We start from the raw sequence: 18430 nt of genomic DNA on the forward strand, positions 1-18430 counted from the left end.
GATGTTGCCATGTTCGTGCAGATGTGTGGTCACGCCTGTCCAATCCGTGATCTAGCGCGGCGCCTCACCACCCAGTCCGGGGAACCATTCGCCGGGTGTACTCGGGCTCGGAGCGGGCGGGATGATGATGATCGGCGCCGGATTGCGTGGTGTGTCGCTCGGTGGGTTGAGGATGTCGAAGCCACCACCGCCACCGCCACCGCCGCCACCGGACGAGGGCGGCGGAGCAGGTACCAGTGACCCGCTGCCGCCCAGCGGCGGAGTCGGGAATTCCTCCACGGGCGAACCGGCGAGCGCGGTGTCCATCGTCTGCTTCCAGATGTCGGCGGGCAGCCCCGAACCCCAGATCGGGTTGCCGCGTCCGTCGCGCAGCGGCTGCGGATGCTCGGTGCCCACCCACACCGCCGTCGACAGCGACGGTGTGTATCCGACCATCCAGGCGTCCTTGTTTGCTTTGGTCTCACCCAACTGAGTCGTCCCCGTCTTGCTCGCCGACGGCCTGCCCCCGGCCAGCCCGTGCCCGTTGGAGTAGTTGGCGATCGGCTCCATCGCCCGCGTGGTCGCGTCGGCGATGGCCGGGCTGATGCGCTGCTCCGGCTCCGGAAGTTGTTTGCCCCTGCGGGTTTCCGGCGGACCACGATCGAGCAGCACCTGACCGTTGCCGGTGGTCACCCGCTGCACGAAGTACGGCTGCCGGTACACCCCCGACGCGGCGAGCGTGGCATACGCCGACGCCATATCGATCGGTCGAACCAGATACTGCCCCAACACGATTCCGTTGAGCGGCGGCTCGCCGTTCTCGGTGAGCGTCTCGCCCTCGACCCCCGGAATGTGCTCGGGGATGCCCGCGAGATGTGCCGCCTGTGCCACCGAGCGTGGACCGTCGGCCATCGTCATGGTGAGCCGGTAGAAACTGGTGTTGAGGGAGCGTTTCAGCGCCTCGGCCAGCGAACACCGCCCACACGAGTCGCCGTCCACGTTGGTGATGGTCGTGCCACGGTCGGTGATGGGTGAACTGTCGATCGCCCGCGTCACCGGGATGCCCTGCATCTGGGCCGCGACGAGCGCGAAAACCTTGAAGGCCGAACCGGTTTGCAGCGGCGCCTGGGCGAAGTCGAATCCGGTGCCGTCCTCGCCGCCGTAGTAGGCGCGCACCGCACCGCTTCGCGGGTCGATCGACACTACGGCCGCCCGCAACTCCGGTGGCTGCCAAGAGGATCGGGCGCGCACGCTGTCGACAGCCCCCGCCTGCGCGACCGGATCGATGGTCGTGGTGATCTGCAGGGCGCCGGTATTGATGTCGGCATCGGTGAGCCCGGCGGCACGCAGTTCCCGCAGCACCATGGTGCGGATGTGGCCCTCGGGCCCCGATGTCTCGGGTTCGGTCGCCACGTCGTCGAGGGCGAGGATCGGCGGGAACACCGTCGCGTCACGGTCACCGGGCGCGAGTACGCGCATCTCGACCATCCCGTCGAGCACGTACTGCCAGCGGGCGCGCAACTGGTCGAAGTGGGTTTCCGGGTCGAGCACCGAGGGCGAACGGATCACCGCGGCCAGCACCGCGCCTTCGGCCAGAGTCAGTTCCGGCACCGGCTTACCGAAGTACGCCTTGGCCGCCGCCGCGATGCCGTAGGCGCCGCGACCGTAGTAGATGGTGTTCAGGTACGCGGCGAGGATCTCGTCCTTGCTCCACTGCCGCGACATCTTCGCCGCGATGATGAGCTCGCGCATCTTGCGGGTGACGGTGCGTTCGGAGCTCAGGAAGGCGTTCTTCACGTACTGCTGGGTGATCGTCGACCCGCCACCGGCGTTGTCGTGCCCGGCCAGGTTGTCCCGTGCCGCGCGCAGGAACCCGCTCGTGGAGTATCCGGCGTTGGTGTAGAAGGTGCGGTCCTCGGCCGCGAGCACCGCCTCCCGCACGTGCATGGGCACCTCGGTCAGCGGGATGGGGATCCGGTTGCCTTGCGGCGGAATGATTTTCGCCAGCACCGTCGTACCGTCGGCGGCCAGCACCGTCGCCGGTTGCTCGACGGCCACCTCGCCCGGTTCGGGGATCTCCGAGCTCCAGTACACCGCGAAGAACAGCAGCGCGGGCACACACACGAAGATCACGAACAGCGCGAAGACCAGCCGCCGGATCCGCTGCGCCCTGGTACGTGGCGGGCGGGGTTCCGGGGCGTCGCCCGCCAGCCGGGCAGCCTGGGCTCGCCGGGCCGCACCCTTGCGCGGCTGCTGCTCGCGCAGAGGATCCCGGAAGCCTGCGATCGACGTATACGGCACGTCCTCGTCGGAACGCCCGCGCCTGCCGGCCACGACCATCTCCTCCCGTCGGTGCAGGCGACTTTACCCGCCTGCACCGGCACAACCCGGGAGGAGCACGCCCGTCAGCTCTTCACGCCGCCCGCGGTGAGGCCGGAGATGATGCGGCGCTGGAAGATCAGCACCATGATCACCAGCGGCACGGTGACGATCACACCGGCCGCCATGATCGCCGCGTACGGTTGGACCAGCGGGTCGTTGCCGGAGAAGCTCGCGATGGCGACCGTCACCGGCTTGGTCTGCTCACCGGAGAGCAACCGGGCGAGCAGATATTCGTTGACCGAGGCGATGAACGCCAGGATCGCGGTGGTGAACACCGCGGGCGCCGCAAGCGGCAGCATGACCAACCGGAACGCCTGCAGCTTGCTCGCACCGTCGATGCGCGCGGCTTCTTCGAGCTCCCATGGCAGTTCGGCGAAGAACGACGCAAGGATGTACACCGTCATCGGCAGTACGAACGAGATGTTCGGGATGATCATCGCCTGGTACTGGCCGATCCAGCCGAGGTCGGTGAACAGCTGGAACAGCGGCGTCACCAGCACGACGGCAGGGAACATCGACGCCGAAAGGATCAGCCCCGAAACCAGGTACTTGCCCGCGAAGGTCATCCGGGCGAGCGCGTACGCGGCGAGCACGCCGAGCAACAACGCGACCACCGTCGTCACCGAGCCGATGATCACGCTGTTGAGCAACGCCTTGCCGAAGTCGTTGCCGCGGCTGGTGTCGAAGGCGTTGCGGAAGTTCTCCAGCGTCACGTGGGTCGGCCACGGAGTGCTGTCGAAGGTGTGGGCCGGGTCGCGGAACGCGACAACGGCCATCCAGTAGAACGGCCCGAGCCCCCATACGAGCACGATCGCCACACCGAGGTACAGGCGAACGGTTCCGAGCCGTTTGCGCCACGAAACCGACTGTGTCGCAACAGGTTCGCGTTCGGCGGTGGGCTCTTTGGTCATCGAGATGCTCATCAGTTCGCCTTCCGCTGCTCTTCCTGCGTGCGAACGGCGTTGGCGCCCAACACCTTCACCAGCAGGAAGGCGATCGCGAACACCAGCACGAAGGTGATCGTCGACAGGGCGGCCGCGCTGTTGGGACCTTGGCGCACCTGGTCGACCACCAGGATCGACAGGGTGCTGGTGGCCGGGTTCGCGCCGGTCATGATCGCGGGCAGGTCGTACATGCGCAGCGCGTCCATGGTGCGGAACAGCACCGCGACCAGCAGTGCGGGCTTGAGCAGCGGCAGCGTGATGTGCACGAACCGCTGCCAGGCCGACGCGCCGTCGACCTTGGCGGCCTCGTACACGTCGTTCGGGATCACCTGCAGCCCGGCCAGGATCAGCAGCGCCATGAACGGGGTGGTCTTCCACACGTCCGCCACGATCACCGCGAACCGTGAGGCCCACACATCCGAGGTCCACAGGATCTCGGTGCCGAGCACCCGGTTCACCACGCCGTCGTACTGGAACATGAACTCCCACAGCCGCGCGGTGACAGCGGTGGGGATGGCCCACGGGATCAGCACCGCGGCTCGCAACAGCGCCCGGCCGCGGAAGGTCTTGCCCATCACGATGGCCATGCCGAGGCCGAGGGTCGCCTCGATCGTCACGGTGACCACTGTGAAGAACAGGGTGACCCCGACCGCCGCCCAGAACTGCGACCCGAGTGTGCCGGTCGGGCACGACACCGTACCCATCAGCGAATTGCATTGCTGCAGTAGCCAATGGGTGTAGTTGTCGAAACCCGCGCTGCCGCCCTCGACGAACATGCCGGTGGCGGGGTCGATGCCGGCGTCCTTGCGGAACGACATCCACAGCGCCTGGAACACCGGATAACCGATGACCACGGCCAGCGCCACCATCACCGGCGTCACGAACAGCCACGCCCGCCGTGATTGCCTCAGTTGCAGCGCTAGCCCGCGCTGCTTGGCTCCCGAAGGATCCGACACCGTTTCTACTCTCCTACGGTCTGGTCGGGTCCGCTGCGCGTACCGCTACGAACCAGCGGTCTCGATGCCCTTTTGCATGCCTGCGACTGCGTCGTCGACGGACTTCGTGCCGTTCAGGGCAGCATATGCGTTGTCCTGGATGGCCTTTGACACCGCCTCGTAGAACGGCGAGACCGGTCGCGGCACCGCGTTGGCGATCGACTCCTTCAGCGCGGGCAGGTACGGCATCTTCGCGATCAGGGCCGGGTCGTCGTAGAGCGAGGTACGCACCGGCGGGAAGGCGCCCTGGGCGACGATCTGCTGTGCCTCTTCGCTGACCATGAAGCGAACGAAGTCGGCGGCGGTGGCCTTGTTCTTGGAGAACGCGCTGATCGCGACGTTGTAGCCGCCGAGGGTCGAGGCGCCGACATCGGTCTTGCCGGGCAGCGGTGCCACGCCGAAGCGGTCCTTCACCATCGAGCCCTCGCCGTTGGCCTGGCCGTACAGGTACGGCCAGGTGCGCAGGAACAGCAGCTTGCCCGACTCGAACGCGTTCGCGCTCTCGCCTTCCTTGAAGCTGATGGCCTCTTTGGGGATGTCGCCGCGCTGGTAGGCGTCGACCAGAACCTTCAGGCCCTCTTTGGATTCGGGGCTGTTCACGGTGGGGGTCTTGCCGTCGGCGCCGACGAAGCTACCGCCGTAGGCGTTGATGACCTCGGAGGTGTTCACGGTCAGGCCCTCGTAGGGGAACAGCTGACCGGCGTAGCAGCCGATGTTGTTGTCGCGCGCGATCTGGCACTGGCCGAGCATCTCCGACCAGGTGCGCGGCGGGTTGGGAACCAGGTCCTTGCGGTAGTACAGGAGACCGCCGTTGGTGTTGCGCGGTGCCGCGTACAGCTTGCCGTTGTAGGTGGCGCTGGCAACGGTCGGCGCGAGCAGCGGCGCGGTGTCGATGGCGAAGCTGCCTTCGAGCGGCTGGATCCAGCCCTTGGCGGCGAACTCCGCGGTGTAGGGCACGTCGAGGGCGACCACGTCGTAGCCGTCCTGCTTGGAGCGGAAGTGCTCGGCCATGTCGTCGCGCTGCTGGTCGGCGTCGGCCGACTGCTCCTTGAACGTCACCTGCTCGTTCGGGTGCGCGGCGTTCCAGCGGTCGATGAGCTGCTTGACCATGCCGGTCTCGGAGACGTCCTTACCCTCGACGTAGGTGATCGGCCCACGCCCGGTCAGGTTCTGGTCGAGGGCGTTGCCGCCGTTGTCACTCGAGCAGGCGCTGGCGAACGATGCGGTAAGCAACGCAATCGAGGCAGCAGCCATCGTCGCTCTGGGGACAAACTTCAAGGCCATCGCAGACACTCCAGGGTCGAGACAGTGAGCAGCAGCACAGTGCGTCGGTGCAGGGGCAAACATACAGGATTTGTGGCGGCGCGGGCGCCGCGTGTTCGCGGCCCCGCCGGTCCCGACGATCAGGTACCGTGGCTTGCTCCTTCGTCGCCTACGCCACGGCACCTGATCGTCGGGACGGCCGCGAACCGCCGCTGCGCGGCGATCCCTCCTCGAGGTCGGGATGTGGTGGCGGGTAGTGCGGTTATGCGTGCTGAAGTGTGTCGGTGTGGTGGCCTACCCTCGATCGAGTGACCATTGCATCGTCGGCGGGGCCGGACCGGATGCTGTCCCGGATCGGTGGTTTGCTGCGCAAGGCCGAGGCCACCGACAACGAACACGAGGCCGAGGCCTTTCTCGCGGCAGCGCAACGGCTCGCGACGAAGTCGTCGATCGATCTGGCGGTGGCGCGCTCGCATGTGGCGCGGCGCGAGCGCAGGTCCACCCCGGTGCAGCGGATCATCCCGATCGGGGAGCCGGGGCGGAAGGGGCTGCGCACCTACGTGCAGCTGTTCGTCGCCATCGCCACGGCCAACGATGTGCGCTGCGATGTCGCGCGCACCTCCACGCAGGTCTACGCCTACGGTTTCGACGCCGATATCGACGCCTGTGAGGCGCTGTACGCGAGTCTGCTTGTGCAGATGGTGCGGGCCTCGGATCACTACATCAAGTCGGGTGCGTATCGCGAGGCCACGGTGGTGAAGGTGGTCACCGAGAAGCGGTTCGGCCGCACGGTGCGCCGCAAGGTGCAGGCCCCGGTCGCCGGTGTGACGGCGCGACTGAATTTCCAGATGGCGTTCGCGGCGCGGATCGGCGCGCGACTGGCCGAGGTGAAGGCCGAGGTGGTCGCCGAGGAATCGGCGGTCGAGTCGACCGGAACCGCACTCGCCCTGCGCGACAAGGAACTCGCCCTCACCGACTTCTACACCGCCACCTCGGAAGCGCGCGGCACCTGGCGCGGACCGCAGACCTCCACCGGCCATTCGGCCGCGGCCCGGCAGGCGGGCGACCGGGCGGGCCGCAACGCCCGCCTCGGCCCCTCCACCGAACTACCCGCCGCACGCGGCGAACTCACGGGATGAACCGCGAGCCCGACGATGTCTCCGGTCCGGCTCCACGACGCGACACCCAGCGGGCGCGGGTGTACGACGCCGAGCAGTTGGTGCGCGGTGTCTTCGATCGCGCCGAGGAATTCGGGCATCGCACTGTCGATATCTACGGTTCACAGGTGACCTTGCCGGTCGAGCGGCGATTCGCGTCGGTGGAATCGGTGCAGAGTTATGTCGACAAGGTGCTCGCGTTGAATTGGGTTCGAGCCCAATGGGATCGGGCGGCGATTTCCGTGCGGGTCCGTGCGCGGGCGGGCACGGCTGCGGCACACTACGAACGTGACGCTGCCGTGCTGGCCGTCCCACTCCATACCGGCGCCACCGCGTGGGCGCTGCGCGAACTGGTTGTTCTGCACGAACTCGCCCATCATTTGGCGCCGACCCCCGACGAAGTGTCGCACGGACCCGAATTCTGCACTCGCTATGCGGAATTGGTCGACGGCGTGATCGGTCCCGAAGCGGCTCTGCTGATCCGGGCGACATTCGCCGGTTGCGGAGTCCGCTTCGGGTGAGCCTCGATCACCGGCCCCCGGTGCTGCCCGGGGCGCTGCCGCGTCCGCCCTGTCCGCTTCCGCGCGGACCGGTCGAGGTGCAGGACTTGCTGTCCGTGCAGGGGGAACCGCTGGTCGAACCGCCACCGCCGCCCCCGCCGAGCGATCCCTGAGCTGCGACGAAACTCGACTGCGTGATGTCGGGTGTCGCGGCGGCGGCCGCACCGACGCCCATCACGCTGAACGCGGCGATCATCGCGGCGGCAATTGCTGTTTTCATTGTTTCCCCTTTGTTCTCGGCTACGAGTTGATCGTGCGGGAAGGGGACTAATGAATTCTCAACGGGCGCTTGTAGATAAGGCTCGAGGCCCCGGCACATGAGCACCGGGACCTCGATTCGACGCGGGTGTTGCCGATCAGTCGTCGGCCACCTGGACGTCGACGTCGATATTGCCGCGGGTCGCGTTGGAGTACGGGCACACCTGGTGTGCCTGGTCGGCCAGTTGCTGTGCTTCCTCGCGGGTGAGGTGGGGGAGGGTGACCTCGAGGGTGACGGCGAGCTGGAAGCCGCCCTTGTCGTTCGGGCCGATCGAAACCTGCGCGCCCACCGCCGAGTCGGCGATATTCGCGCCTGCCTTCTTGCCGACCAGGCGCAGCGCGGAGTGGAAGCACGCGGCGTAACCGGCCGCGAACAGCTGCTCGGGGTTGGTGCCCGCGCCGTCGCCGCCCATTTCCTTCGGCGGGGCGAGCACCACATCGAGCTTGCCGTCGGTGGTGCGGGCGGAGCCGGTGCGGCCTTCGCCGGTGGCAAGGGCTTCGGCGGTGTAGAGAACCTGCATGGGGAGTCTCATTTCTCGATGAGGGAATCGGTCAGTTTGCGGAGCAGAGTGCGAAGGGCGGCGGCTTCGTCGCCGGTCAGGCCCGCTGCTCGAGCCATTTCCGTGGGGATGGCGCAAGCTCGGGCGCGGACGGAACGCCCGTGCTCGGTGAGCACGATGTCGACGCGGCGTTCGTCGTCGGCCGCGCGTCTGCGCTGCACGAATCCGGTCGCTTCCAGTCGCTTGAGCAGTGGTGACAGGGTGCCGGAGTCGAGATCGAGCGCCCTGCCGAGTTCGCCGACGCTGCGGCCGTCGCGTTCCCACAGCGCCAGCATCACCAGGTATTGCGGGTAGGTGAGCCCTAGTTGTTCCAGTTTCGGACGGTAGACCGCCGTCATCGCTCGCGAGGCCGCGTAGAGCGGGAAGCACAGCTGCTCGTCGAGGGTGAGTCCGTCGGTCATGTGGGTAACTGTAGCGCACAATTAAGTTGTGCACAACTAATTAGGTCGAGTGCTCGCCGGTCGGTGGTCGTACCGGTGTGGTCGGCGTCTACGAAACGGAGCCGGACGCCGGCGTGTCCTCGAGTAACGCGCGCACCCGCTCGTACCGTCGCAGCCACCACCGCACCCGCTCGGCATCCGGATGTCGGTATCGATCCATCGCCGCCGGATCGGGCTCCGGCGCACTGGTCGGCACCGTCAACCACCCGTCGACCGGGCGCAGCGAATCCGCGACCAGATCACCTTCGAACAGCGCGAGAGTGCCCAGCCCGCAGGCGAATTCGAGATCCGGCAGCGTCCCGGCCAGAGCGATCTGGGCTGCCAGTCCCACACTCGTCTCCAGTGCCGACGAGACGACCGTCGGCAGCCCCGCGGCCTCGGCAACCGCGAGCGCCCGCCGCACCCCACCGAGCGGCGTGCATTTGAGCACCGCCACATCCGCCGCCCCCGCCACCGCGACGCGCAGCGGATCCTCCGCCCGCCGAATCGACTCGTCGGCCGCGATCGGCACCGAAACCCGCGCCCGTACCTCCGCGAGTTCCTCGATACTCCGGCACGGCTGCTCGACGTACTCCAATCCGCCCGCCGCCGAATCTATTTCCCCAATTCGCCGCACCGCCGTCTCGACATCCCACACCGCATTGGCATCGACCCGGACGGCGCCGGAATCCCCGAGCGCCGCCCGCACCGCCGCCACCCGCGCCAGGTCCTCGGCTAGCGAATCAGGATGATCGGCGACCTTCACCTTCGCTGTCGCACAACCGGATTCACGGACGATTCGCGCCGCACGTTCGGGATCTACGGCAGGCACGATGCAATTCACCGGTACCCGCTGCCGCACTGGCGCGGGCCACCCGATCGTCGCCTGCTCGACAGCGGTAGCCAACCACCCCGCCGCCTCCCGATCGTCGTACTCGGGGAACGCGCAGAACTCCCCCCACCCGTTCTCCCCCCGAATCAACATCCCCTCGCGCACGGTGATCCCCCGAAACCGCGTACGCAGCGGAATCGCATAAACGAAGGTCTCGAAGTCCACGCCATCACCCTAAGCGTTGCGCAGTATCGGACAGGGTGACCTGCTCTGCCTACTTGTCCGCCGGACCGTAGAAGTCAGAGCGCAGGCCAGGCCACAGAAACGGGCGCGGTCGGATACGTCGCACCGGTGACGGGTCTCGGCCGTAGCCGAGGACGGCCGTCGGCGGCGGCATTCGCGTGGACGCCGCCGCCGACCGCACTCACAATCTTTCGATGATGGTCGCGTTGGCGAGCCCACCCGCCTCGCACATCGTCTGCAACCCGTAACGGGCACCGCGCTGGTGTAGGGCATGGACCAGCGTGGTCATCAGCCGTGCCCCGGAGGCGCCGAGCGGGTGGCCGATGGCGATGGCACCGCCGTTGACATTCACCTTGCTCAGGTCGGCGCCGGTTTCCTGCGCCCAGGCCAGGACGACGGGAGAGAACGCCTCGTTGATCTCGATCAGGTCGATGTCGGACAGGTCGAGGCCCGCCCGGCGCAGCACCTTCTCGGTCGCGGGGATCACCGCGGTGAGCATGAGCAACGGGTCGTCGCCCGCGACGGCGAAGCTGTGCAGCCGGGCGAGCGGGCGCAGACCGAGCTGCTCGGCCCGCTCGCCCGACATGATGAGCACGGCCGAACTGCCGTCGCTGACCTGGCTGGCGGAGGCCGCGGTGATCTCCCAGCCGATCCGCGGGAAGCGCGCCGCCATGGCCGGGTCGTAGTAGGCGGGCTTCAGCTTCGCCAGCGTCTCCAGTGTGGAGCCGACGCGGATGCCCTCGTCGGTGGTCAGCCCGTTCAGCGGGGCGAGTTCGGCGGCGAAGAGCCCGTCTTTGGTTGCGCGCGCCGCCTTTTCGTGGCTGCTCAGCGCGAACTCGTCGAGCTGGGTGCGGCTCAGCCCCCACTTGGCGGCGATCAGCTCGGCGCTGATGCCCTGCGGGACCAGGTCCTCCGGATACCGCTGCGCGAAGGCGACCCCGGACAGGTCGGCGGCCCCGAGCGCACTGGAACCCATCGGAACCCGCCCCATGGACTCGACGCCCGCCGCGACGACGATGTCGTACGCGCCCGCGATCACGCCCTGCGCGGCGAAATGGATGGCCTGCTGGCTGCTTCCGCACTGCCGGTCGACGGTGGTCGCCGGCACCGACTCGGGGTATCCGGCGGCCAGTGCGGCCCGCCGGGTCATGTTCACGCCCTGCTCGCCGACCTGGGTCACGATGCCGCCGATCACGTCGTCGACCAGTGCCGGGTCGATGCCGCTGCGCTCGATCACCGCGCGCAGGCTGTGCGCGAGCAGGTCGACGGGATGGACGTCGTGGAGTGCGCCGTCGGGTTTGCCCCGCCCGATGGGGGTGCGTACCGCTTCGACGATGACCGCGTCTCGCATGGGAGTCCTCTTCCCTCTGGCTATATCAGACAATAGCCAGATTAGACGCTAACTATCATCTGCTCAAGTCAGGGAGGCGTATGATGTCGGCTATGGCAGCGGTGATGGAAGGACCCTTGGCCGATCTGAGCAGGTGGGAGACCGAAGGCTGTTCGATCGCCAGAGCCATGGAGCTCATCGGTACCCGCTCGGCCGTCCTCATCCTGCGCGAGGCCTACTACGGCACCACCCGCTTCGACGGCTTCGCCCGCCGCGTCGGCATCACCGACGCGGCGGCCGCGAGCCAACTCCGCAAACTCACCGCGGCGGGAATCCTGGAAAAGCGCCCCTACCAGGAGGAAGGAAAGCGCACCCGGCACGAGTACGTCCTCACCCAGATGGGCAGGGACCTACTCCCGGTGGTCGTGGCGCTGTGGCAGTGGGGCGACACCTACCTCCAGCCGGGCCCGGCGCCACTGCTGCGCGTCGACACCGAGACCGGCGAGCCGGTGCGGGCTCGGCTCACCACCCCCACCGGCACTCCGGTCGAACTCGAACAGCTCGGCGTTCGTGTCAACCCGGAGTACCTGCGTGCCCGCAAGAAGGCAGGTCGCCCGCCGAACGACACCGGTGCCTGAGGACAGCCGACCGCACCGATGATGCGGTCGGCTTGTCAGGTCGTCGAGCGGCGGATCAGCGCAGCCGCCGACCGTTCTCGGCGCTGAAGAAGTAGAGGTTCGCCGGATCGGTGGTGAGCGAAAGCCGCTCGCCCTTGGCCGGTGGGTTACGCCAATCCACCCGTGCCACAAGGGTTTCCCCGGACGTGCCGCTGGCACCGGTGGACAGTGCCCGGCCGTAGACGTACGCGTCGGAACCCAGTTCCTCCACCACGTCCACTTCCATCTGCATCCCCTGACCGCCGACCTCGAGATGCTCGGGACGGATGCCGAGCACCACCGAACCCGCACCCGCGTCGACCACCGCGCGCGGCACCTGCACCGGGTAGCCGCCGATGGTGACGGTGCCGTCGGTGACCGGCAGCGTGAACAGATTCATCGCCGGCGAGCCCATGAACCCGGCGACGAACACATTCGCCGGGTCGCGGTACAGGTCGCGCGGCGACGCGCACTGCTGCAGCAGGCCGTCCTTGAGCACGGCGACGCGGTCACCCATGGTCATGGCCTCGACCTGGTCGTGGGTGACGTACACCGTCGTCGTCCCGAGCCGCCGCTGCAGCTGGGCGATCTGAGTGCGGGTCTGCACGCGCAGCTTGGCGTCGAGGTTCGACAGCGGCTCGTCCATCAGGAACACCTGCGGCTGCCGCACGATCGCGCGCCCCATCGCCACGCGCTGGCGCTGACCGCCCGAGAGCGCCTTGGGCTTGCGGTCCAGGTACTCGGTGAGGTCGAGCAATTCGGCTGCCGCGCGCACCCTTTCGTCACGTTCGGCCTTGGACACCTTGGCCAGCTTCAGCGCGAAACCCATGTTCTCCGCCACCGACATGTGCGGGTACAGCGCGTAGTTCTGGAACACCATCGCGATGTCGCGATCCTTGGGTTCGGCGTGGGTCACATCGTTGTCGCCGATCAGGATGCGCCCGCCGTTGACCTCCTCGAGGCCGGCGAGCATGCGCAGCGAGGTCGACTTGCCACAGCCGGAGGGCCCGACGAGAACGAGGAATTCGCCGTCGGCGATTTCGAGGTCGAGGGCGTCGACAGCGGGTTTGCCCGCGCCGGGGTAGAGCCGGGTGGCGCCTTCGAAAGTCACGGTAGCCATGCGTAGATCATTCTTCCCATCCCGGCAGGAACGTGCCGGACGATCCGAGTACGGGTGCTTCGGTACGAGCGCCATCACATTAACCGCTGGGCGTGGCGCGGGCTCGTGGGATCCTCGATGGCCATGTTCGTTCCCGGCCTCTGCGTGAACCTCGTCGGCCTGGCATTGTTGCCGCGCCGCAGCGGAACGGTCGTCACCGTTGTCGGGCTGCTGCTGCTGATGGGCGCGGCAGCCATGATGTGTGTGGGCATTTTCGAGGATGCGCTGAGCGGTCTCGATGACGACCCCCGCCTGATCCCGAAGCTGTCGATCCCCGAAGCGGTCGCGACCTCGGTGCCCTACGCAGCCGTCGTGATCGCCGGCCTCTGCGCCACTTTCTTCGTTGTCGCGGCCGCCCGCGACTCGCAACTGCTCGTGTCGCGCGACGATGCGACCATCTCGGACGCCGAGTAGCCTCGATCGCGGAGCAGATCGGCGAGCCCTCGAGGAGCTAACGGTATGAGTCGTCCAGTTCGTATCGGAGTCCAGCTTCAGCCTCAGCACGCACCGGATTACGGGCTGATTCGTGATGCGGTGTTGCGGGCCGAGGACGCCGGGGTGGACATCGTCTTCAACTGGGACCATTTCTATCCGCTCACCGGTGATCCGGCGGGCGCGCATTTCGAATGCTGGACCATGCTCGGCGCGTGGGCCGAGCAGACCGAGCGGGTGGAGTTCGGTGCGCTGGTCACCGGCGGTGGCTACCGCAATCCCGATCTGCTCGCCGATATGGCGCGCACGGTCGACCGGATCAGCGGCGGCCGGTTGATCCTCGGCATCGGTGCGGGCTGGTTCCAGCGCGACTACACCGAATACGGGTACGAATTCGGCACGGCCGGTAGCAGGCTGAACCTGTTGAAGGACAACATGTCCCGGCTCACCGCCCGCCTGCGCGTGCTCAGCCCGCCACCGGTGCGTGATATCCCGATCCTCATCGGTGGTGGCGGCGAGCGCAAGACGCTGCGGCTGGTCGCCGAGTACGCCGACATCTGGCATTCCTTCGTCGACGTGGAGACGCTGGCGCACAAGAACAAGATCCTGGCCGAGCACGCGGCCGCCGTCGGCACCGACGAGAGCCGGATCGAACGGTCGGTGCAGTGGCAGGGCCGGGCGCAGGCCGAACAGTTGCGCGCGGCGGGTGTGAGCCTGTTCACCATCGGCGTCTCCGGTCCCGACTACGACCTCGCCGAGGTGCGCCGCGCGATCGAGTGGCGCGACGAAGTGAACCCGGAATTACTCGAAGGCCTGGCATAAAATCTTTGACCTGCCCGGATGCACCACACCAGGCGCGGGTGGCGAGTGGGGACACGGGCGGGCATTAGGGTCTATCGGCATGGCAGGTGTGCGTGCTGTGCGAACCCGGGCGCGGATTGCCGCGCTGTTGCTCCTCGTCGGCGTGGCCGCGACCGGATGCGGTGGCTCCGGTGGCGAGACGTCGACGGGTGACCTGTGCTCACCTCCCGGCCAGAGCGCGGCGGCCGCGGCGCCGACCAACCTCGCTTCCTCCGAGACGGCGGGCACCGACCGCTACACGACCCCGACCACGGTGCCACTCGAGTCGATCGACACCAGCAAACTCGGCCTGCTGAGTCCGGGCAAGCTCAGCGTCGGCACCCTCTCGGACGCGCCGCCGAGCATCTGCGTGAACGGTCAGGGCACCTTCACCGGCTTCGACAACGAACTGCTGCGCGAGATCGGCGCGAAACTCGGCCTACAGGTGGAGTTCTCGGGCACCGAGTTCGCCGGGCTGCTCGCCCAGGTGGCGGGCAAGCGCTTCGATGTCGGCTCGTCCAACATCACCACCACCGACGCCAGGCGCGAACTCGTCGGCTTCACCAACGGCTACGACTTCGGCTATTTTTCGCTGGTCGTGCCGCAGGGTTCGGCGATCAAGGGTTTCGGTGACCTGAACGCCGGTTCGCGGATCGCCGTGGTGCAGGGCACCGTGCAGGACGAATTCGTGGTGAACCAGCTGCGCCTGGACCCGGTGAAGTTCCCCGACTACAACACCGCGTACGCGAACCTCAAATCCGGCCAGGTCGACGCCTGGGTCGCCCCGTCGGCGCAGGCCGAGGGCGCGATCAAACCGGGCGACGGAATCGTGGTGTCGGAGAACACCTTCAGCCTCGACAACTTCGTCGGCTACGCGGTGGCCAAGAACAACCAGCCGCTCATCGACGCCCTCAACGCGGGCTTGGACGCGGTGATCGCCGACGGCACCTACGCGCGCCTGTACGCCGACTGGGTACCGCGCGAGCTGCCACCGGGCTGGAAGCCGGGCTCCAAAGCCGCACCTGCGCCGGAGCTTCCGGACTTCGCCGCCATCGCCGCGAGCAAGCAGCCAGGCGAAGCCGAAGTGGCACAGCAGAAATCGACCATCCAGCAGTTGAAGGACACCTTCTTCGACTGGTCGCTCTACACCAAGGCCATCCCCGACCTCATCAAGACGGGTCTGCCGAATACGCTGATCCTGGCCGTGGTTTCGGGTGTCCTCGGCACCGTGCTGGGCATGCTGCTCGCGGTGATGGGCATCTCGCGCACCCGTTGGTTGCGCTGGCCCGCCCGCGTGTACACCGACATCTTCCGCGGCCTGCCCGCCGTGGTCATCATCCTGCTGATCGGGCTCGGTATCGGCCCGGTGGTTCGCAATGTCACCGGCGGCAACCCGTACTGGCTCGGCGCGGTGGCGTTGGCGCTGTTGGCGGCGGCGTACATCGGTGAGATCTTCCGCTCGGGTATCCAGTCGGTGGAGCCGGGTCAGCTCGAAGCGGCCCGTGCGATCGGGTTCGGGTACCGCCAGGCGATGACCCTTGTCGTGATCCCGCAGGGCGTGCGCCGGGTGCTGCCCGCGCTGATGAACCAGTTCATCGCCCTCATCAAGGACTCCTCGCTCATCTACTTCCTCGGGTTGCTCGCCTCCCAGCGTGAGCTGTTCGCGGTCGGCCGCGACCTCAACGCCCAGACCGGCAACCTGTCCCCGCTGGTCGCGGCGGGTCTGATGTACCTGGTGCTGACCATCCCGCTCACCCACCTGGTGAACTACATCGACCGCCGGATGCGCACCGGAAAACCGGTTCCCCCGGTCGATCCGCTCGAACAGGCCGTCATCACGGAAGGCCGGGGCGCATGACCGCCACGTCCGCCCGCGCTTGCGAAGGAGTTACAGCTCGATGAGTGCATCCCTGACCGGTACCGGCCTGCATCTGACGCTTGGCAACAACCACATCCTGCGCGGCGTCGACATCCACGTCGACGCGGGCCGGACCACCACCGTCATCGGGCCGTCCGGTTCCGGTAAGTCGACTCTGCTGCGGGTGCTCAACCGCCTGCACGAGCCCGATTCCGGCGACATCCTGCTCGACGGCGAATCGGTGCTGCGCGAAAACCCCGACCGCTTGCGTCAGCGCATCGGCATGGTGTTCCAGCAGTTCAACCTGTTCCCGCACAAAACGGTCGCCGACAATATCGCCCTCGGGCCGCGCAAACTGCGCGGACTCTCGGCCGAGCAGGCGCGGGCGCTCGCGGTGGAGCAGCTCGAGATCGTCGGCCTGGCCGACAAGGCCGACGCGCGACCCGGATCGCTCTCGGGTGGGCAGCAGCAGCGCGTGGCTATCGCCCGCGCCCTCGCCATGAAACCGGAACTGATGTTCTTCGACGAGGCAACCTCTGCGCTCGACCCCGAGCTGGTGAAGGGTGTGCTCGCGCTCATGGCCGACCTCGCCGCCGGCGGCATGTCGATGATCGTGGTGACCCACGAGATGGGGTTCGCGCGCAGCGTCTCCGACAGCGTGGTGTTCATGGACCAGGGCCAGGTCGTGGAGACCGGCGCGCCCGCCGAACTGTTCGACGACGCCAAGACGCCGCGTCTGCGCCGCTTCCTCGATCAGGTCCTCTGACCAGCACGAAGGGCTCGCAGCAACGCATGCGCAACTGCTAATGTCGGAAGCGTTGCAAGCTCGATTCGATCCGGAGGAGAGCAGATGACCACCGCGCACGCCGAACATCCGCAGCACACCCACGTCCACGGCCCCACCTGCGGGCACGTCGCCGTCCCCCACCAGGACCACGTCGACTACGTCCACGACGGGCACTTACACCGCGAACACGAGGGCCACTTCGACGAGTGCGAACCCTCGTCCCACGTCGCCTGCTCCAACCACGACCACGTCCACGGCCCCGGCTGCGGGCACGTCGCCGTCCCGCACAACGACCACGTCGACTACATCCACGACGGTCACCGCCACGCACCCCACGACGGGCACTACGACGACCACTGACCGCCCCGGCACGCTGTGGTGCCGCCGGCCGCAGCCGGGTCTTCGAGGATGTCGCTGAACGCGAGGGCGGCTGAACCCGAGACATCGCCGTCGAGGCTGCCCGTCGCGGCCGAGACCGGGGTTGCGGTCGGGATCGCCGGTTGAGCGGTCGCGGTGGTTGCGTCGCCGACCAGGCAAGCTGGTCAATCGGTGACAGTGGCGAAAGCCGACCAGAGGAGCGGGGAGTTCTCGGGGGTCGGGGTGGTTTGCCATGCTGCGAGTTGGGTTCGCTGCCAGTTCAGGAGGGTCGATACCGGGGTGGGGGAGTCGTGGGCGGTGTCGACGGCTCGGATGGCGGATTGGAGTGGGTGGCCGGTTGTCGCTGTGAGGGTGTGGAAGGCGTGGTCGGTGGGGAGTGGCCAGCGGGTGGCGGTGACGAGTTCGGCGCCTGCCGACAGGGCGGCGGCTGTCAGGCCGAGGGCTTCGGTGAAGCGCAGGTCGCCACCGCTTTCGCAGGCGATCAGCGCTACCCGGCTCGGCATCGGCCACAGGTCGCGGCCGGGGACCGGTGCGGGGTCGAGGGTGTAGGTGCCGAGCAGCAGGTCCTTGGCCGACAGCGGGCGGTGTGAGCGGGTCGGCGCCGCGAAACCGCGGGTGTCGGTGGTGCACGTCAGGTGCAGTTGCGCGTGCTCGCTTTCCCCGGACTCCGGTGCAGGCGCGGTGACATGCCCGACGTAGATCAGGCGGCTCGCACCCGCGCGGAGTGCGTCGGACAGCCAGTCGCGGTCCAGATCGGTGCGCCGGAACAGTTCCACCGGATCGGCGACCGTGGGCACGATGCGGTCGCCGTAGGTACTGAAATGTTGCGCCACAATGGAATCCGCACTCGGGCGGCCGAGCACGGACCCGAGCTCGGAGTCCGCGCGGAAGCCGGGGACTCGTGGATCCAGCACTGCCACCACCGGCAGATCCCGAGTCTCGCTCCAGCGCCGCGCCATTCGATCCGGCGCCCGAACCACGGACACCGGCGCCAGCAGGCTCACATCGGCGATATCGAGCAGCCGGATCGCCGGATCGGGCGCGATGATCTCCCACGGAACCTGGGCGAGCCGAGGCGACGGCTGAATCCGCAGATGCGGCCGGATGCCCCGCTGCGACAGTTCGTACAGTTGCACTGCCAGCCCGTATGGGAGCAGTGCCCGCGACAATGCCTGCGCCAGTGCGTTTTCCGCCTCGGGATCGACCAGTGCGCCCTCGGTCATCACCCGGCTGAACTCGTCCGGGCGGCTGGGATCAGGCACAGCGGCGGCCAGCTGTCGCAACACCGCACGCACATCATCGCGCGGCAGCATCGCCACCCCGCGCGCCGAAGTGTCGCCGACCCACCGCCAGGAAACGTAGACGTCGCCGGCATCGGCCATCCGGATCAGCGTGGTC

General features: G+C 67.8%; 19 protein-coding genes. 8 read left to right on the top strand and 11 right to left on the bottom strand.

All coding sequences use genetic code 11. The features are described from left to right. Positions 1-51: 51 nt before the first annotated feature. From ACSVDM_RS16200 to ACSVDM_RS16215, 4 genes are all read right to left on the bottom strand, one after another. Positions 52-2319, bottom strand: a complete 2268-nt coding sequence (locus ACSVDM_RS16200) for a transglycosylase domain-containing protein (RefSeq protein ID WP_439265875.1) — start codon at positions 2317-2319, stop codon at positions 52-54. 65 nt (positions 2320-2384) lie between these two features. Then, complete coding sequence (locus ACSVDM_RS16205; protein WP_084476968.1) at positions 2385-3284, bottom strand: carbohydrate ABC transporter permease; 900 nt, start codon at positions 3282-3284, stop codon at positions 2385-2387. Then, the gene (locus ACSVDM_RS16210; RefSeq protein ID WP_067643411.1) at positions 3284-4261 is read right to left on the bottom strand and encodes a carbohydrate ABC transporter permease; all 978 of its coding nucleotides are present in this window, start codon (positions 4259-4261) and stop codon (positions 3284-3286) included. The genes ACSVDM_RS16205 and ACSVDM_RS16210 overlap by 1 nt, the downstream gene beginning before the upstream one ends. A 45-nt stretch (positions 4262-4306) precedes the next feature. Continuing rightward, positions 4307-5584: an ABC transporter substrate-binding protein gene (locus tag ACSVDM_RS16215; protein ID WP_067497614.1), complete on the bottom strand. Its 1278-nt coding sequence runs from the start codon at positions 5582-5584 to the stop codon at positions 4307-4309. 320 nt (positions 5585-5904) lie between these two features. Between ACSVDM_RS16215 and ACSVDM_RS16220 the strand changes: the two genes are divergently transcribed. Further along, on the top strand, positions 5905-6702 hold the full coding sequence (locus ACSVDM_RS16220) for a DUF2786 domain-containing protein (protein WP_439266103.1): 798 nt from the start codon (positions 5905-5907) through the stop codon (positions 6700-6702). Beyond that, on the top strand, positions 6699-7241 hold the full coding sequence (locus ACSVDM_RS16225; protein ID WP_439265877.1) for a TIGR04338 family metallohydrolase: 543 nt from the start codon (positions 6699-6701) through the stop codon (positions 7239-7241). Before ACSVDM_RS16220 ends, ACSVDM_RS16225 begins: the two co-directional genes overlap by 4 nt. 7 nt (positions 7242-7248) lie before the next feature. Here ACSVDM_RS16225 and ACSVDM_RS16230 read toward each other — a convergent pair whose 3' ends face one another. The 5 genes from ACSVDM_RS16230 to ACSVDM_RS16250 form a co-directional block, all read right to left on the bottom strand. Further along, entirely contained in the window at positions 7249-7500 is a 252-nt protein-coding gene (locus tag ACSVDM_RS16230; RefSeq protein WP_439265879.1) for a hypothetical protein, read from the bottom strand. Positions 7501-7636: 136 nt separating this feature from the next. Then, positions 7637-8059, bottom strand: coding sequence for an organic hydroperoxide resistance protein (locus ACSVDM_RS16235; protein WP_378670410.1), 423 nt, complete (start codon positions 8057-8059; stop codon positions 7637-7639). Positions 8060-8067: 8 nt separating this feature from the next. After that, complete coding sequence (locus tag ACSVDM_RS16240) at positions 8068-8499, bottom strand: MarR family winged helix-turn-helix transcriptional regulator (RefSeq protein ID WP_439265881.1); 432 nt, start codon at positions 8497-8499, stop codon at positions 8068-8070. An 88-nt stretch (positions 8500-8587) separates the two neighbouring features. Further along, entirely contained in the window at positions 8588-9574 is a 987-nt protein-coding gene (locus tag ACSVDM_RS16245; RefSeq protein ID WP_439265883.1) for an o-succinylbenzoate synthase, read from the bottom strand. Between the two features lie 199 nt (positions 9575-9773). Next, the gene (locus ACSVDM_RS16250; protein ID WP_439265885.1) at positions 9774-10943 is read right to left on the bottom strand and encodes a thiolase family protein; all 1170 of its coding nucleotides are present in this window, start codon (positions 10941-10943) and stop codon (positions 9774-9776) included. Positions 10944-11035: 92 nt separating this feature from the next. Here ACSVDM_RS16250 and ACSVDM_RS16255 point away from each other — a divergent pair, with 92 nt between their 5' ends. Continuing rightward, positions 11036-11560, top strand: a complete 525-nt coding sequence (locus ACSVDM_RS16255) for a winged helix-turn-helix transcriptional regulator (protein WP_439265887.1) — start codon at positions 11036-11038, stop codon at positions 11558-11560. Between the two features lie 55 nt (positions 11561-11615). On the opposite strand, the gene ACSVDM_RS16260 is transcribed toward ACSVDM_RS16255, so the two are convergent. Next, positions 11616-12698, bottom strand: coding sequence for an ABC transporter ATP-binding protein (locus ACSVDM_RS16260; protein WP_439265889.1), 1083 nt, complete (start codon positions 12696-12698; stop codon positions 11616-11618). Between the two features lie 117 nt (positions 12699-12815). On the opposite strand from ACSVDM_RS16260, the gene ACSVDM_RS16265 reads away from it, so the two are divergent. The 5 genes from ACSVDM_RS16265 (at position 12816) to ACSVDM_RS16285 (ending at position 17014) form a co-directional block, all read left to right on the top strand. Next, on the top strand, positions 12816-13151 hold the full coding sequence (locus ACSVDM_RS16265; protein WP_439265891.1) for a hypothetical protein: 336 nt from the start codon (positions 12816-12818) through the stop codon (positions 13149-13151). A gap of 45 nt (positions 13152-13196) precedes the next feature. Beyond that, entirely contained in the window at positions 13197-13991 is a 795-nt protein-coding gene (locus tag ACSVDM_RS16270) for an LLM class F420-dependent oxidoreductase (protein WP_067497643.1), read from the top strand. 79 nt (positions 13992-14070) lie between these two features. After that, entirely contained in the window at positions 14071-15867 is a 1797-nt protein-coding gene (locus ACSVDM_RS16275) for an ABC transporter substrate-binding protein/permease (protein ID WP_439265893.1), read from the top strand. A 40-nt stretch (positions 15868-15907) separates the two neighbouring features. Then, entirely contained in the window at positions 15908-16633 is a 726-nt protein-coding gene (locus ACSVDM_RS16280) for an amino acid ABC transporter ATP-binding protein (RefSeq protein WP_357150704.1), read from the top strand. Between the two features lie 84 nt (positions 16634-16717). Next, the gene (locus ACSVDM_RS16285; RefSeq protein WP_067497651.1) at positions 16718-17014 is read left to right on the top strand and encodes a hypothetical protein; all 297 of its coding nucleotides are present in this window, start codon (positions 16718-16720) and stop codon (positions 17012-17014) included. Positions 17015-17196: 182 nt separating this feature from the next. Here the strand turns inward: ACSVDM_RS16285 and ACSVDM_RS16290 are convergent, their stop codons facing one another. Beyond that, positions 17197-18414, bottom strand: a complete 1218-nt coding sequence (locus ACSVDM_RS16290; RefSeq protein WP_439266105.1) for a CHAT domain-containing protein — start codon at positions 18412-18414, stop codon at positions 17197-17199. Positions 18415-18430 lie beyond the last annotated feature (16 nt).

It is taken from the genome of Nocardia sp. JW2 (assembly GCF_051843015.1).
Lineage (GTDB): Bacteria > Actinomycetota > Actinomycetes > Mycobacteriales > Mycobacteriaceae > Nocardia > Nocardia coubleae.